General features: G+C 58.3%; 8 protein-coding genes. 5 read left to right on the plus strand and 3 right to left on the minus strand.

Annotation, left to right across the window (positions count from 1 at the left end):
- Window positions 1-8: 8 nt before the first annotated feature.
- From nanA to FHN83_RS28160, 3 genes are all read right to left on the minus strand, one after another.
- Window positions 9-908: an N-acetylneuraminate lyase gene (gene nanA / locus FHN83_RS05950; protein WP_139563461.1), complete on the minus strand. Its 900-nt coding sequence runs from the start codon at window positions 906-908 to the stop codon at window positions 9-11.
- Between the two features lie 124 nt (window positions 909-1032).
- Window positions 1033-1818, minus strand: a complete 786-nt coding sequence (gene nanR, locus FHN83_RS05955; RefSeq protein ID WP_138371028.1) for a transcriptional regulator NanR — start codon at window positions 1816-1818, stop codon at window positions 1033-1035.
- A gap of 301 nt (window positions 1819-2119) precedes the next feature.
- The gene (locus FHN83_RS28160; protein WP_176556474.1) at window positions 2120-2284 is read right to left on the minus strand and encodes a hypothetical protein; all 165 of its coding nucleotides are present in this window, start codon (window positions 2282-2284) and stop codon (window positions 2120-2122) included.
- A 490-nt stretch (window positions 2285-2774) separates the two neighbouring features.
- Between FHN83_RS28160 and FHN83_RS05960 the strand changes: the two genes are divergently transcribed.
- The 5 genes from FHN83_RS05960 to FHN83_RS05980 all read left to right on the plus strand — a co-directional run bounded on the left by FHN83_RS05960 (window position 2775) and on the right by FHN83_RS05980 (window position 15818).
- On the plus strand, window positions 2775-8201 hold the full coding sequence (locus tag FHN83_RS05960) for a peroxidase family protein (RefSeq protein WP_139563462.1): 5427 nt from the start codon (window positions 2775-2777) through the stop codon (window positions 8199-8201).
- A gap of 52 nt (window positions 8202-8253) precedes the next feature.
- Window positions 8254-10014 carry a type I secretion system permease/ATPase gene (locus tag FHN83_RS05965; protein ID WP_052246187.1) on the plus strand — a complete coding sequence of 587 codons (1761 nt, stop codon included), beginning with the start codon at window positions 8254-8256 and terminating at the stop codon, window positions 10012-10014.
- Entirely contained in the window at window positions 10011-11345 is a 1335-nt protein-coding gene (locus FHN83_RS05970) for an HlyD family type I secretion periplasmic adaptor subunit (RefSeq protein ID WP_139563463.1), read from the plus strand. Before FHN83_RS05965 ends, FHN83_RS05970 begins: the two co-directional genes overlap by 4 nt.
- A gap of 419 nt (window positions 11346-11764) precedes the next feature.
- Window positions 11765-12325, plus strand: coding sequence for a YceI family protein (locus FHN83_RS05975; protein WP_139563464.1), 561 nt, complete (start codon window positions 11765-11767; stop codon window positions 12323-12325).
- A gap of 715 nt (window positions 12326-13040) precedes the next feature.
- The gene (locus FHN83_RS05980) at window positions 13041-15818 is read left to right on the plus strand and encodes an Ig-like domain-containing protein (RefSeq protein ID WP_139563465.1); all 2778 of its coding nucleotides are present in this window, start codon (window positions 13041-13043) and stop codon (window positions 15816-15818) included.
- The last annotated feature ends 639 nt before the right edge of the window (window positions 15819-16457 follow it).

The following is a 16457-nucleotide window of genomic DNA, read 5'->3' on the forward strand; positions in this document are numbered from 1 at the left end:
GCGTTGTCTTATTGTTGTTCTTGTTCCTGCTGGAGCAGCTGCGCTAACGCCCGCAGCTCAGGCAGGTACTTCTCATCCACAGGGGAAAACGGCTTGCGGCACAGCGGAACATCAATCACGTCCATATAGTGCAGCACCGTTTTCAGGCCACGGAACACGCCCACTTTGATCAGCAGGTCGATGACCTCGTTACATTTTGTCTGCAGCGCGCTGGCGGTGGCGATATCCCCCTCCTTCAGCGCTTTAACGATCCCCTGATAGCGCCAGCCCATGATGTTATAGGTGCTGCCGATCCCGCCATCCGCGCCCGCAAGCAGGCCGGAGGCGAAGATCTCATCGTAACCGTTGTACAGCACCAGATCCGGATGCGCCCGGCGGATCTGCTCCATCTGGAAAAGATCGCCGGAAGTCTGCTTCAGCGCGCCGACGCCCGGCAGGGTCACCAGGGTGTTGATCTGATCGAGCGAGAGCTTGACCCCGCTCAGGGCCGGAATGTTGTACACCACCATCGGCAATCCATCCGCCGAATCAATAATTCCCCGGTAGTGATCGCAATGCTCTTCAAAGCTGAACGGATAGTAGAACGGCGTGACGGCAGAGACGGCGTCATAGCCAAAACGGCTGGCGACCTGGGCCAGCTGCTGGCTCTCATGGGTGCTGACGGTGCCGACATGGGCAATCAGGGTCACTTTGCCTTTGGCCTCTTCGGCGACAATCTCCAGCACTTCCTGACGTTCGGCACTGTTCTGCACAAAGGCTTCACCGGTGGAGCCCCCGACATACAGGCCGTCTATCCCCTGAGCGATGTTGAACCGTACCAGCTGGCGCAGGCTTTGCGTATCCAGCTTCTGCTGGCGATCGAAGGGGGTAAGAAGCGCGGGCATAACCCCTTTAAGCGTGACGGACATAGATACCTCGAATGTGTTGTGATGACGTTTTAACGGTAGACCTTTATACCTGTTATACCAGACAGATTAAAAACAGCGCGATCGAAATGCGCGGAACGCGATCTACTTCACTAAACGATCGAGGTTATTTACGGCGCTTTTTGCCCTGCTCGAAGGCGTGCCAGGTGGCAAAAACGCTGGTGAGGTGGGCCTGTAACGCCTGTTCAGCGGCATCGGGATCGCGGCTGCGGATGGCGTTAAAGATGGCGATATGTTGTTGATAGCTGGTGTTATTGTGCTCGTGCAGCGCCTGCTCAGGTACGGCAGGACGGGCGGCGATCAGCCAGTCGATCAGCGCCACGTGGATCGACATAAAAATAGGGTTGTTGGGGATCTCCGCCAGCACGCGGTGAAACTCCACGTCGGAGCGGATAAACAGGGCATTGTCATCCAGCGACTGGCTGTTCAGCTCCAGCGCTTTTTCCAGCAGGGCAATCTGTTCATCGCTGGCATGCTGGGCGGCGTGGCGCACCAGGCTGGATTCAAAGAACAGGCGCAGCTGCTCAAAATGGGCAATCCCGCCCGGATGGGCGAGAAAATCTTTCGCCATACCGGAGAGTTCGCTGATGATGGTATCCGCAGACGGACGCGAAATACGGGCGCGCTCGCCGTTCTGGATCTGCACCAGCCCTTTACGCTTTAACGCCGCCAGCGCTTCGCGCACCGAAGGCCGCCCGACGTTGAAAAAGGCCATCAGTTCGCGTTCGGAAGGCAGCTGCTCCCCTTCGGCGAACTCGCGGCGGCGGATCATCTGCTCCAGCTCTTCTTCCACCATCTCGGACAATTTTTTGCGCGCCAGCGGGCGGCGACGCAAGGTGCGCCCAATGGTCTCAGAGGAGATTTCTGTCTGTTTTTCGCTGGAAAGAGTCATAGACGTTACATCGTAAGAAGTTGAGTTAAGGAGTTCTTTATCATACCACAGGCGTTTGTGCCAGGTGTTATGGGTTACGCAGGCGGCGGGGATAACTGTAGTGCAGACATCGACTTATATAGCGCTGGGCCCGGGAATATTGCCAATGGTATAATATCGGAATAATTCTCAATTGCAGATATTACTCTTTTTAAATATCGCCCTCGCCATTTAAAGATTATTAAACTTGACCAGGCGTTCAAATATTACTTCGCAGAGTAATATTGTTTCCCAACCGAAAAATTTAAAATAAATTTGCACGCTAAATAGCCCCAGGTTTTTTAAAGCCGAATAAAAAAAGAATTTCTGAAATATAGACAGCAAGAATAAAGATGTACAACTCCGCGCAACCGGTTTCAACGGTGCGCACTCGCACGCCCGTTGTCGCGCCGGGCATGACAGCTTTTTTAATAAGCAGGCGAAGCAATGTAAATGCCCCTGCGCTGCCTCTTAAATAAATTTAACAACGGCAACAACGGGGTAGAAAAATAATAAACAAACTTTCAGGCGCTCATAAAAAAGTATTATTGTCGGAAGATAAAGACATTCCATAGTTATCTCCATAGCGGGACTGTAACATGTGATAACACTTTTACACATCCGTTAAGCCACGCTAAAACATTGTCATCTCTGTGACCCTAACCCTTTGAATATCTCTGCATATTCTAAGCGCCGAGTCCGTTAGTGATTTTATTTATCTCTCCGCGGGAGGGATAAATAAACTTACCCAAAATTCTTTCCCGACCACCCAGAAATATTGGGCGAAAGCGTATTGTCATTAACGACTTAACACGGAGCACATTAATGCCATCGCAAACATAAAAATCAATCCCGTACGACCCGGCGCATTCTTTTCGCACAATTTTTAAACAGCGAAAACGAATGATGATAGCGATCCAAGCTTGAGGTAATTATTTATGGCCGAACAATATGATTTTACTGTCACGCTGCATGACCTCGAATTTATTCTGAAGCAGATCAAGATCTCCGAATCGGCCACCAAAGCCGACGGGACGATCGACGGCGACGCGCTGCGTGATGCGGTGGGCGACCCGCTTCTCCCCTACGGCATACGTACCGTCGACGGCTCCTGGAACAACCTGATCCCCGGCCAGGAGATGTACGGCTCAGCCGACCAGAATATGCCAAGGCTGGTGCCGCTGGATCTGGAGGCGATTAAAAACGACCCCGAGCTGGCTAAATACCTGACCGCCTCCGGCCCGAACAGCATGGTGACGGACTCCGACCCGCGCACCATCAGTAATATTATCTCCGACCAGACCGCCAGTAACCCGGCGGCGGTCGAGGCGGCGGAAGGGCTGAAAGACGCCCCCGGCGGCGGCACCAGCGAGAACGGCAGCCTGTCGATCCCTAACCTCTCCCCGGACGTTGGCCTCTCTCCGGCCTTTAACGGCTGGATGACCTTCTTCGGCCAGTTCTTCGACCACGGTCTGGATCTGATCCCCAAAGAGGGCAACGGGATCGTGTTTATCCCGCTGATGCCTGACGATCCGCTGTATGTCCCCGGCTCCCCGACCAACTTCATGCTCCTCACCCGGGCGAAGGTGGACGCCACCCACAACACCGTGAACACCACCACCCCGTGGATCGACCAGAACCAGACCTACACCTCCCATCCGTCGCACCAGATCTTCCTGCGCGAATACACCTTCATCGATGGCAAACCGGAGCCAACCGGTCATCTGCTGGATGGCGTACACGGGATGGCTACCTGGGGTGAAGTCAAAGCGCATGCCCTGCAGTTCCTCGGCATTCAGCTGACCGATGCGGATATCTTCAACGTGCCGCTGCTGGCTACCGACCGCTACGGCAACCTGATGCTCAGCGCCAGCGGCAAGGTGCAGATCGTTACCGCTCACGGGCTGGTGGAGGCCGACGGCGGACGCCTGCCGCCGGACACGCTGCGTACCGGCCACGCCTTCCTCGATGATATTGCCCATACCGCGGTGCCAAAACTGGACGCCAACGGCAATCTGCTGGCCGATACCAATGATGTGATCGGCGGCGCACCGGAAGCGGGCACCTACGATAACGAGCTGCTCGATCGCCACTTCATCACCGGCGACGGTCGCGGCAACGAGAACATCGGCCTGACCGCCGTCCACTCGGTGTTCCACGACGAACATAACCGCCTGGTGGAGCAGTACAAAGCCACTATTCTCGGGTCAGGCGATATCAGCGTGATCAACCAGTGGCTGATGCCAAACCATCAGATCACCGAGATCCCGGCGGATACCAGCACCCTGGTGTGGAACGGCGAATACCTGTTCCAGGCCGGTCGCTTCACCACCGAGATGGAATACCAGCACCTGGTCTTCGAAGAGTTCGCCCGTACCGTCCAGCCGGCGGTCGACCCGTTCGTCTTCTCGAACACCGCCGACATCAACCCGGCGATCTTCGCGGAGTTCGCCCACGTGGTGTACCGCTTCGGCCACTCGATGCTCACCGAGACCGTGGATCGCACCACCTTTGACATGCAGAGCGACGACCTCGGGCTGATCCAGGCCTTCCTCAATCCGCTGGCCTTCGATAACAACGGATCGCTGGATAATCAGGCGGCCATCGGGGCCATCGTGCGCGGCATGACCCGTCAGGTGGGGAACGAGATCGACGAGTTCCTGACCGGGGCGCTGCGTAACAACCTGGTCGGCCTGCCGCTGGATCTGGGGGCACTTAACATCGCCCGCGGCCGCGACACCTTCATGCCGACCCTCAACCAGGCCCGGGAACAGTTCTTCACCCTCACCGGCAACAGCGAGCTGAAACCCTATGAGAGCTGGGCAGATTTCGCCGCGAACCTGAAAAACACCGCCTCGATCCTCAACTTTATGGCCGCCTACGGCCAGCATCAGCTGATCCTCAATGCCACGACCATCGCCGAAAAACGGGCTGCGGTTGAGTTCCTGCTGTTTGGCCCGGCCGATGACGCCACCCGCGCCGATGCCTTTGATTTCTTCAACAGCACCGGGGCGTGGGCGACCAAAGAGTCCGGCCTGAACATGGTCGACTTCTGGATTGGCGGCCTGGCGGAACGGAAAATGGAGTTCGGCGGCATGCTCGGCTCCACCTTCAACTTCGTCTTTGAGACGCAGATGGAGATGCTGCAGGACGGCGACCGCTTCTACTACCTGAGCCGTACTCAGGGGCTGAACATGCTCAACCAGCTGGAGGCCAACTCGTTTGCCGCGCTGGTGATGCGTAACAGCGACCTCGGCGACGAAGGCTCGTCCCACGTCCATGCAAAACTGTTCATGACCCCGGACCATGTCCTGGAGGTGAACACCGGAGTGCAGCTCGGCGCCGATCCAAAATGGGGTAACGCGCTCAAGGATCTGCTCACCCCGCTGGTGATACGTAAAGCGGCCGGGGCGGATGTTGACGGCGACGGCAAAGCGGACGGGGCCTACCTCAAATACTCCGGTCCCGGCCATGTGGTGCTCGGCGGCTCGGCCGGGAACGACACCTTAATCGGCGGCCTGGGCATCGACAGCCTGTGGGGTGACGGCGGCAACGACCGTCTCGACGGCGGCGACGAAGCCGATACCGTTCACGGCGGCGACGGGGACGACATCATCACCGACACCGGGACACCGGTGGGCGGCGCTGACTTCCTGCACGGCGATGCCGGGAACGACGTCATCTTCTCCGGCAACGGTAACGACCTGAGCTTCGGCGGCAGCGGTCAGGACTTTATTGTCGTCGGCGAAGACGCGCAGGAGGTGTTCGGCGGGCTGGATAATGACTTCATCCTCGGCGGCTCCGGCGGCGACGCGCTGCTGGGCAACGAAGGCGATGACTGGATCGAAGGCGGCGACGGCTTTGACTCCCTGACGGGCGAAAACTCCGAGCTGTTCTTTAACAGCACCATCGTCGGCCACGACGTGCTGAACGGTCAGGGCAACGACACCGACTACGACGGCGAAGCGGGCGACGACATCATGGTGCAGGGCGCTGGCATCCAGCGTAACAACGGTATGGCGGGCTTTGACTGGGCGATCCACAAGGGCGACGTGGTGGGGGCCAACTCTGACCTTGGCATCCCGATCTTCGTTAACCAGCAGGAGTTTATCCTGCGCGATCGCTTCGACCTGGTGGAAGGCCTCTCCGGCTGGAAGTTTGACGACGTGCTCACCGGCACCGACCAGCCTGTGGGTACCGCGCCGGTGCAGGGCACCCCGCTCTCCAACAACCTCACCCTGGAAGGTGTCGCCCGCATCAACGGGCTGGATAAGGTGGTCGGCAGCACTCTCATCAACGGGGCCGTGGATGGCGTGGTGCTGAACCCGGACAACGGGGCGGACATCCTGCTTGGCGGCGGCGGCAGCGACCGCATCATGGGTAAAGCGGGTGATGACATCATCGATGGCGACGCCTGGCTGAACGTGCGGATCGAAGTCAGAGACAAACTGGATCCGACCAAAGTGATTAAAAGCGTCGACAGCATGAACGAGCTCAAAGCCGAGATGCTGAATGGCACCCTTAATCCGGGCCAGCTGCACATCGTGCGTGAGATCCTCTATGACGGCAACAAGGGCGAAACCGACGTGGCGCTCTACCGCGACGTGAACGGTAACTACAACTTTACCCGCAACGTCGACGGCAGCCTGACGGTCAACCATGCCACCGTTTCAGCCAACCTGCCGCTGGGTGACGGCACCGACCGCCTGCTCAATATCGAGCAGCTGGAGTTTGGCGATGGCGTGAAGCTGAAAGTGGCCGCGGAAAAAGCCACCGGTAACGTCAACATCAGCAGCCAGGCGCCGGGCGTGGGCGATCTGCTGCGCGTCAACACCGTGGACCTGCTGGATGCCAACGGTCTGGCGGACAACCTCCCCATCACCTACACCTGGCAGGCGCTGATTAACGGAGAGTGGCGCGACCAGGCCACCGGCACCGAGTTCCGGGTGGGCAACGGTCTGGCCGGACGGCAGCTGCGGGTCACCGCCAGCTTCACCGACCGGATGGGCGATGCGGAATCCCTGGTATCGGCGGTGACAAGCGCAGTAGGCCCTCGCGATCAACCGACCCAGGGCGTGCCGGTGATCAGCGACCTGACCCCAACCCGCACCCTGGCCCTGACGGCTGACGTGTCGGGCATTACCGATGGCGACGGCCTGACCAACGGCAACAACTTCCGCTACCAGTGGCAGGTGAGTCTCGGTCTGGGCTTCGTCAACATTGCCGGGGCAACGGCCGCCACCTACACCCCAACCCAGGCGATGGTGGAGCAGCGGCTGCGGGTGATCGTCACCGTCACCGACGATGAAGGCAACCCGTCCGTCACCCTCACCTCCGCCCCAACCCAGGCGGTCGGCAACATGCTGGTCGGCACCAACGGCGCGAACACCCTGTTCGGTACCGCGGGCAGCGACTACATCGACGGCGGCGCGGGCAACGACACCCTGTTCGGGCTGGCGGGCGACGACGTGCTGATTGGCGGCACCGGCAACGACGCCCTGGACGGCGGCGCGGGTGCCGACCAGATGACCGGCGGCGTCGGGAACGACACCTACTACGTGGATGATGCGGGTGACGTGATTATCGAGGGCGTCAACGAAGGGACCGACAGCGTCAACGTGACCGCCGCCAGCTACGTGATGGGCAATAACCTGGAAAACCTGACCTACACCGGGACAGGCAACTTCAACGGCACCGGTAACGCACTGGCTAACACCATGACGGGCGGCAGAGGGAACGACACCCTGAACGGGATGGATGGCGACGACACGCTGTTCGGCCTGGCCGGTAACGACACCCTGATTGGCGGCAACGGTAACGACGGCATTGACGGCGGCCAGGGTGCCGACGCCATGACCGGCGGTCTGGGGAACGACACCTACACCGTGGACAACGCGGGCGATACGGTCGTTGAGGGGGCAAACGGCGGCAACGATGCCGTGAGAACCACCCTGACGACCTACACCCTGGCGGAAAACGTGGAAGTGCTCTCCTTTACCGGCATCGGCGGCTTCAACGCCACCGGTAACGCCCAGGCGAACACCATCACCGGCGGCACCGGCGTAGACCGGATCAACGGTGGAGGCGGGAACGACACCCTGACCGGTAACGGCGGCAACGACGTCTTTGCCTTCGGCGCCAGCTTCGGGCAGGACGTGATTACCGACTTCGACAGCAACGCCGCAGGGGGCCAGGACTTCATTAACCTGGCAGGAAGAGGCCTGACGGCGGGCAATTACCTGAACAGCATCTCGGTAACGGCCAGCGGTACGTCGACGGTCCTGAACTTCGCCAGCGGGGAGCGGATCACCTTAATGAACACCACGGTGAGTGCGATAACGGCAACGGACTTCCAGTTCAGTTAACGCACAGCGTAAACCCATAACAAGACCTCATTGATGTAATAAGGAGCACCCTATGCCGCGCCAGTATAAGTCAACAGAACTGAAAAATGCCCTGAGGGGAACCAGGCCTGCATTTATTACCCTGCTGTTTTTTGGCAGCGTCATAAATATGCTTATGCTGGCGCCGGCAATTTATATGCTCCAGGTGTACGACCGGGTTCTGGCCAGCCAGAACACCACCACCCTGCTGATGTTAACCCTGCTAATCGTCGGGTTATACGTGGTTATCGGGATGATTGAGTTCGCCCGTTCCAGCGTGATGACCCGGCTCGGCAACCGGCTGGACGTCAAATTAAACCAGCTGGTCTTTAATGCCGCCTTTAAGCGCAAAATTGCGACCGGGGATAATAACCCGGCGCAGGCGCTGAACGAGCTGGCCCAGATTCGCCAGATCCTCTCCGGCAACAGCTTATTTGCCCTGCTCGATATTCCCTGGACGCCGTTCTATTTACTGGTGGCGTTCCTGGTGCATCCGCTGCTGGGCTATTTATCGCTGGGCGGGATCCTTATTTTGCTCTGCCTGACTGTCTTAACGGAACTCTCCACCAAAACGCCGATTCAGCAGGCGCATATGTTAAGCGTCAGCAATTCGATCATCCTCAATAAGCAGCTGCAGAACTCCGACACCATCGAAGCCATGGGGATGCTCGCCACTCTGAAAAACCACTGGCTGGAGGGACACAGCAAAGTGATGGTGCTCCAGACGCGCATTGCCGATAAATCTGCGGTCTACAGCAGCCTGAGCCGGTTTGTCCGCGTGCTGCTGCAGTCCATCTCGCTGGGCGCAGGGGCTCTGCTGGTCATCGCAGGCGAGATCACCCCTGGGCTGATGATTGCCGCCTCGATTATCCTCGGTCGCGTGCTGAGCCCGGTGGAGCAGATCATCGGCAGCTGGAAGCAGTTTGTGCAGTTTCGCAGCGCGTGGAAACAGCTGACGAAGCTGCTGGAGGAGTACCCGGCCCCCAAAGCGAACCTCACCCTGCCGACGCCGAAAGGCATCATCAGCGTCGAAGGGATCTTTGCCGCCCCTCCGGGGCAGAAAATCGCCACCCTGCGTAACGTCTCGTTCCAGCTGGAACAGGGCGAAGTGCTGGGGATCATCGGGCCGTCCGCCTCCGGCAAAAGCTCGCTGGCGAAACTGCTGGTAGGCGTATGGCACCCGCTAAGCGGCAAAGTGCGGCTGGACGGGGCCGACATCTGCCAGTGGGATAAAAACCTGCTCGGCCCGTCGATGGGCTATCTGCCGCAGGACGTGGAGCTGTTTGACGGCAGCATCGCCCAGAACATCGCCCGCTTTGGGCCCGCCGACAGCGAACTGATTGTCGCCGCCGCCCAGCTTGCCGGGGTCCACGAGATGATTTTACGTCTGCCGCAGGGCTACGACACCCCGCTCGGTGCCAGCGGCCACCAGCTCTCCGGCGGGCAGCGCCAGCGCATCGGCCTGGCGCGGGCGGTGTACAACAACCCGGCCTTTATCGTTCTTGATGAGCCCAACGCCAACCTCGATGACGCCGGGGAGATGGCCTTAATCAAAGCGATTACCGTCCTGCGCGAGCGCGGGCAAACGGTGGTGCTGATCTCCCATCGCCCGACCCTGCTCGGGGTGGTGAATAAAGTGCTGCTGATTAATGAAGGTGCCGTCCAGGCGTTCGGCCCGCGCGAACAGGTCTTTGCCAACCTGCGCCAGGCCAACATGCTCAAATCGGTTCCCGTCGCCCCCGCCGCGGAAGGCCAGCCAGAGACCCAACAACCACCCCGTGAGGCATTATCATGAAAAACGATAACAAGAGCTCAGCAATGCCAGACGCCGAGATTGTCGATATCAATATCTGGCCGCCGTTGATTCGCGGTCTTGCGGTAATAATCATTGCGGTCGGCGGCTTTCTGCTCTGGGCGGTAAAAGCCCCGCTCGATGCCGGGGTGGTGGCCGACGGCACGGTGACGGTCTCCAGCAACCGCAAAACCATTCAGCATCTCAGCGGCGGTCGGGTGACCGACATCTATATGAAAGAGGGCGAAGTGGTGAAAAAGAACCAGGTTCTGATGCGCCTCGACACCCTGCAGCTGGACATGCGCTACAGCGCGTTAAGCGCCCAGTATATTTCGGCGAAAACCAGCGAGGACCGCCTGCTGGCGGAACGCAACGGCGACGACACCATTACCTTCAGCGACGGGCTGGTGAAAAACTTTGCCGGGAATAAACGCCTGGCCGAGAGCCAGCAGCTGCAGGCCAAACTTTTCGAGACGCGGCGCAAGAACATTCAGGACGAGCTGTCGATGATCGACGAGTCCCTTGACGGTCTGGTCGGGCAGACGGAGAACCTGAATAAAATTAAAGGCTACCGCGAGCATCAGTTCACGCTCATCAATAAAGAGCTGGGGGCCATCCGGGCGCTCAGCGAGAAGAACTACTACCCGAAAGCGCAGCTGATGGTGCTGGAGCGCGAGGCGGCGGAGATCTCCAGTACCGTGTCGGAGGATATTCTCAACATCGCCAAACTGAAATCCCAGCAGAACGAACTGCGGATCAAAGCCTACCAGGTGCAGCACCAGTACCTGCGGGAGGTGGAGTCTGAATTAACCCTGAAGCAAAAAGAGGTGGCGATGCTGGAGGACGAGCTGCAGTCCACCCGTCACGAGCTGGATAACACAGTGATCCGCTCCCCGATTGACGGGGTGGTGCTCGACGTCAAAGTCAGCACCGTGGGCGGGGTGATCCAGCCGGGCGAACACCTGATGGATATCGTCGCCGCCGGCCAGCCGCTGCAGATCGACGCTAAAATCCCGGTGCAGGCGATTGATAAAATGGCCCCCGGGCTGACCGTCGACGTGATGTTCCCGGCCCTGAACCACGCCCTGCTGCCGACGGTGCCGGCCCGGGTGCTGACGGTCTCGGCCGACCGCCTGACCGATAAAGTGACACAGCAGCCCTATTATCTGGCCGAAGTGCAGGTCTCCCCGGAAGGGGTGCGCCTGCTGCGCGATCACAAGATCAAAGCCGGGATGCCCGCCAGCGTGACGATAAAAACCGGAGAGCGCACTTTCCTGAGCTACCTGTTTAAACCGCTGATGGCAAGGCTGGAGCTGGCGTTTAAGGAGATTTGACGCGGTGAAATGCCGGGGGCGCTTCGCTTGCCCGGCCTGGAAGGTCTGAGGATGATGCCTAACGCCGGGGGCGCTTCGCTTGCCCGGCCTACAGGTCTGGTTTCGTAGGCCGGGTAAGGCGTAGCCGCCACCCGGCGATGTCTTACCGGTGCGGCCTGATCCCCTCACCCCAGCCCTCTCCCATAGGGAGAGGGAGCAAACATTAAAAACGGCAACGTCGTTGCCGTTTTGCATTTACCTCCGCTCCAAAAACTTTCCAGAACTGTGACCTCACCACAAACGCATAAATGACAATGCCCTGAAAACCCTTGCCGACGCGCTTGCGCCTTTCTACGCTTATCTCACGCAGGGCAACCCCTTACACCGAATAAACCTGCCACCTGATGCGTTAACTTTTATCTGTGAAAGGGAGAGCCCCTATGCTGCGCCTCGTTCTTCTGCTGGTCGTCACGCTCGTTTGCCCGTCGCTCTACGCGGCTCCCCTGGTATACACCATCGACACCCAGAAGACCGCCATCAAACTGTCGTGGCGCGCGTTCGGCGGGATCCCGTCGTGGGCGAATCTCAATGGCGTGACGGGGACGGTGACGCTGAACCCGGACAACGAATTTGACGATCGTATCCAGGTGACGGTTCCGGTCGCCACGCTTAAGGCCTCCAACAACCTGCTCACCTGGCAGCTGAAGAGCAACATGTTTTTTGACGCCGCGCGTTATCCGACCATCACCTTTTCCAGCACCCGGGTGGTGAAGCTCAAAGAAGATCACTACCGCGCGTTCGGCACGCTGACCGTGCGGGATCTTAGCCGTCCGGTGATCCTGGAAGCCACGCTCGATCCCCTGCCGGGTGAGGCGATCGCCCTGCACGCCACCACCGCTATCTCACGTTCGGCCTATAAGATGGATCGCTTTGCGTTGGTGGTTGATGATCGCATCGCCATTGCCATTGATATCCAGGCGAAACCGTCCCGCGCCTTATGACAGCGCGGCCTGATATTCACTTTATTCGATAATATTTATTAATAATTGACCCGGCAAAAACCGTATATTTACTCTATACTGCCTGACCACAAAGTGCGGCAAGAGATAAAATAATACGAACGTCGTAGGGCACCCCGCAAAATACGTTATTTACAGGAAGAAAAATCATACTTTTGTATTATTACAAATCTCAGCGGCAACTCTATTAGCTAACCTGAAAAAGATGTCAACACCGCAAATAAGAATCACCAGGCCTTTATAAATATAATGCACATAATACTGCCCTGCTCCGCATTTAATTAATAAAAACGGCAATTTTATCGCGATAAATTGTGATCGACCGCAATCTCCACAACCTGAAATCTCTATGAGGTAATCACCGCAAAGCCACACCCGGCAAGGCCTGCGGACTTATCACCCTCTGTAAGTCGCCTTCTTAACTGTGCTACATAAAAGGTGAACGATCGGCTATCCTTTATTTCACCGCTTCGTCATTTGCGCTTTTAGTCCTTTCTGTCTATATCCTTTTAAAGCAATAATGAGACGCTAACAATATTAATAACAGGGATGACAAACCTGTCCGGCAGCACAAAAAACATTACAGCAGGTCACTATTTCTAACAAATAGTGTCTCCTTCGGGACGCTTAAATTCTGCTGACCAAAAACGAATTTATACACACAGCATGTCATTACACTCTGGTGGGAGTAATACAAATGAGTAAATTCACTGTCATCTCCAGACTGACGCATCAAGAAACCGTGGCAGAAGGCAACCAGATCGTTCTGGGCGAAGATTCCGTCATTAAGCTCCAGGCTGGCAGGGGTGATATTGCCAGTTATTCCCGCAGCAATAACGATCTTCTGGTCAGAATGACCAACGGCGAAACCGTGACCCTGAAGAACTATTACGTCAATAACCACAAGCTGGTGCTGGATGAAAACGGCGCGCTGTGGTGGATTGACGATCCGCTGGCGGTAGAGCGTTACCAGTCGATCCCCTCCACCGATGCGCTGATTGCGGGTAACGTCAGCAACTCATCAAGTGATACGCCAATCTGGCCGTGGGTGCTCGGCGGCGTGGCCGCAGCGGGCGGTATTGCCCTGGCAGCAGGCGGAGGTGGCGGCGGTGGCGGCGGCGGCGGTAGCGATCGAATCGATCCAGGTCCGGCCGTGCTGGATACCACGCCACCCGGCGCGCCGACCAACCTGCACTTCGCCAACGGTAACACCCAGCTTCTCGGCAGCGCCGAAGCCAACAGCACGGTAACCATCACCGATGCCAGCGGTAACGTAGTGGGTAAAGCCAAAACCAACGGCAACGGCGAGTTCACCGTCGAGCTGGGTACGCCTTACACCAACGGCGAAACCCTGACGGCGAAAGCTACCGACGGCTCCGGCAACGTCAGCCCGCCAACCAGCATTACCGCGGCGGACACCACGGCCCCGGATGCGCCAATGATCATCATCGCTGACGATGACGTCGGCAGCATCACCGGGGCGCTGAACAGCGGCGCGACCACCGACGATCCGCGCCCGGTCTTTAGCGGCAGCGGCGAGGCCGGTTCGACCATCACACTCTATGACAACGGCAAAAACATCGGCAGCACGGTGGTGAACAGCGACGGCAGCTGGACGTTTACACCAACCTCCGATCTGGCTGAAGGTCTGCATCAGATCACCGCCAGCGCCACCGACCCGGCAGGCAATACTGGACCGGACTCCGAGGACTTTATCCTCACCATCGATACCATTGCGCCAGATGCGCCGGTGCTGCAGGTGATGGACAGCGTGGGCAACATCCAGGGGTTCGTCACCTCCGGCGGCTTTACCGATGCCACCCAGCCGGTGCTGAGCGGCACGGGCGATCCCGGCAGTACCATTACCCTCTACCATAACGAGCTGCTGCTGGCGGAGATCATCGTCCCGGACAACGGCTCCTGGAGCTACACCCCTGTTGAGCCGCTGATTGAAGGGGAGCACAGCTTCACCCTGACGGAGACGGATGTCGCGGGCAACCTGAGCCCCACCTCCGCGCCGTTTGAATTTACCGTTGACCGCACGCCACCGGCCGCGCCGAGTGGCCTCGCGATCAATGCCACCGGCACCATCCTCACCGGCAGCGCCGAGCCCAACTCGACGGTCACGGTCACCAATAACCTGGGCGAAAGCCTCGGCACCGCCACCGCCGACGTCAACGGAGCGTTCACGCTGACCCTGACTACCCCGCAGACCAACGGCGAAACGCTGAGCGCCGTTGCCACCGACCGGGCGGGTAACGAAGGCCCTGAGGCCCCGCTGATCGTACCGGATACCACCGCCCCGGCGGCGCCGACCGCCCTTGTCGTCGCCGAGACGGGGGACAGCGTGAGCGGTGAAGCGGAAGCCAACGCCCGCATCTCGATTCGCGACGCCACCGGCCAGGAGATTGGTACCGGCACCGTGGAGGCCGACGGCAAGTTCACCGTCAACATCTCCCCTAACCAGCTCAACGGCGAAGTGCTGACGGTCTACGCCTTCGACACCGCCAATAACCAGAGTCCGCCTGCTCAGGCCACGGCTAATGACTCCACGCCGCCGGCCCCGCCTGCCGGACTGGATGTTTCTGACGATGGCCTGGCGCTCACCGGCACTGCGGAAGCGGGCAGCACCGTGGTGATCATGGAAGGCACCAATAAACTCGGCGAAGTGGTGGTTAGCGAAACGGGGAGCTTCTCCTTCACGCTGCCTGTCGCCAAGCTGAACGGCGAGATCATGAGCCTGACCGCCACCGATCACGCGGGCAACACCAGCGATCCGAGCACGGTTGAAGCCGATGACATCACGCCACCGGCCACACCAATCATCACCAACGTGGCGGATAACGTGCCGGACATAACCGGTACCGTGGTGAGCGGAACCTTAACCGACGACCGCACGCCGCTGATCTCCGGCACAGGTGAGATCGGCACCAAAATTTTTGTCTACAGCGAGGCCATTCAGATCGGGATGACGGAGGTGGATTCGTCGGGCAACTGGTCGTTCCAGGTGCCCGCCAGTCTGACCGATGGGATCCACTCACTGACCGCCGATGCCGTTGACCGCCGGGGCAATCACAGCCTGATCTCCGAGACCTGGACGATAGACGTTGATCCGGCGGCCCCAAATCCGCCGACCACCACGACGACCGCCGCGGCGTTTGCCCTGAACGCAGAGCCCACGGGTGAAACGCTGATTTACAACGTGCTCAGCGACAACGGCGGCGATCACGTCAGCAACTTCTCGCTGGCGGAGGGCGATAAAATCGACATCAGCCAGCTGCTGGTGGGGTGGAATGGCGATCGCGGCACGCTGGGGGAATATCTCCAGGTCAACAGCAGCGATGGCAACACGGTGATCAGCATCGACCGGGATGGGACGGGCACCAGCTATGCTCCGGCCACGCTGGTGACGCTGGACGACGTCCAGACCACCTATGAGGAACTGGTGAACCAGAATCACATTATTACCGGCTAGTACGGACGATCCCCTCTCCCCTGCGGGGAGAGGGTTAGGGTGAGGGGCATCAGGCCGCACTGCAGCGCCGGATGGCGGAGGTAAATGTAAAACGGTAACAACGTTGCCGTTTTTAATGTTTGCTCCCTCTCCCCATGGGAGAGGGTCGGGGTGAGGGTATCAGGCCGCACTGCAGCGCCGCCGGGCAATACACCGCGCACGACATTAAAAATATATCCCCCCATTAAATCAATAAATATCCTGACATTTATCACAATAATATCATTGCTACTAAATACCCTGGTTGCCTTAACTTATACCCTCATCTAAATAGCACAACACTTTATTATTTCAACCCCTGTAATTTACCCCTCCAAATATATCATACTGACTATCAAGTTCATTACCGCTTAATTATTAATTCAGCCACGATGAAATATTCACCAAGGTTATTTCATCATGCATAACATTCCCATCTTATTAAATTTCCAGAATAAAACCGCCGTCACGCCTTGGTCCAGACGCCCAGCGAACCCGCACCGCGCCTGACCCCTTCTTTACCCCTTTGTAAAAAAATAACATTTTCAATCCTGCTAAACACTTATTCATTCCGGCTTAATTTGCGCTTCTGGTACTTTCTGGCTATATCAAAGTTAGTCA

The sequence above is a fragment of the Leclercia adecarboxylata genome, from assembly GCF_006171285.1.
GTDB lineage: Bacteria > Pseudomonadota > Gammaproteobacteria > Enterobacterales > Enterobacteriaceae > Enterobacter > Enterobacter barmai.

Bases quoted from the DNA above. Each gene is read 5' to 3' on its own strand.
- FHN83_RS05980 (WP_139563465.1), top strand. From the start codon at position 13,041: ATGAGTAAATTCACTGTCATCTCCAGACTGACGCATCAAGAAACCGTG.
- FHN83_RS05970 (WP_139563463.1), top strand. From the start codon at position 10,011: ATGAAAAACGATAACAAGAGCTCAGCAATGCCAGACGCCGAGATTGTC.
- nanR (WP_138371028.1), bottom strand. From the start codon at position 1,818: ATGACTCTTTCCAGCGAAAAACAGACAGAAATCTCCTCTGAGACCATT.
- FHN83_RS05965 (WP_052246187.1), top strand. From the start codon at position 8,254: ATGCCGCGCCAGTATAAGTCAACAGAACTGAAAAATGCCCTGAGGGGA.
- nanA (WP_139563461.1), bottom strand. From the start codon at position 908: ATGTCCGTCACGCTTAAAGGGGTTATGCCCGCGCTTCTTACCCCCTTC.
- FHN83_RS05975 (WP_139563464.1), top strand. From the start codon at position 11,765: ATGCTGCGCCTCGTTCTTCTGCTGGTCGTCACGCTCGTTTGCCCGTCG.
- FHN83_RS05960 (WP_139563462.1), top strand. From the start codon at position 2,775: ATGGCCGAACAATATGATTTTACTGTCACGCTGCATGACCTCGAATTT.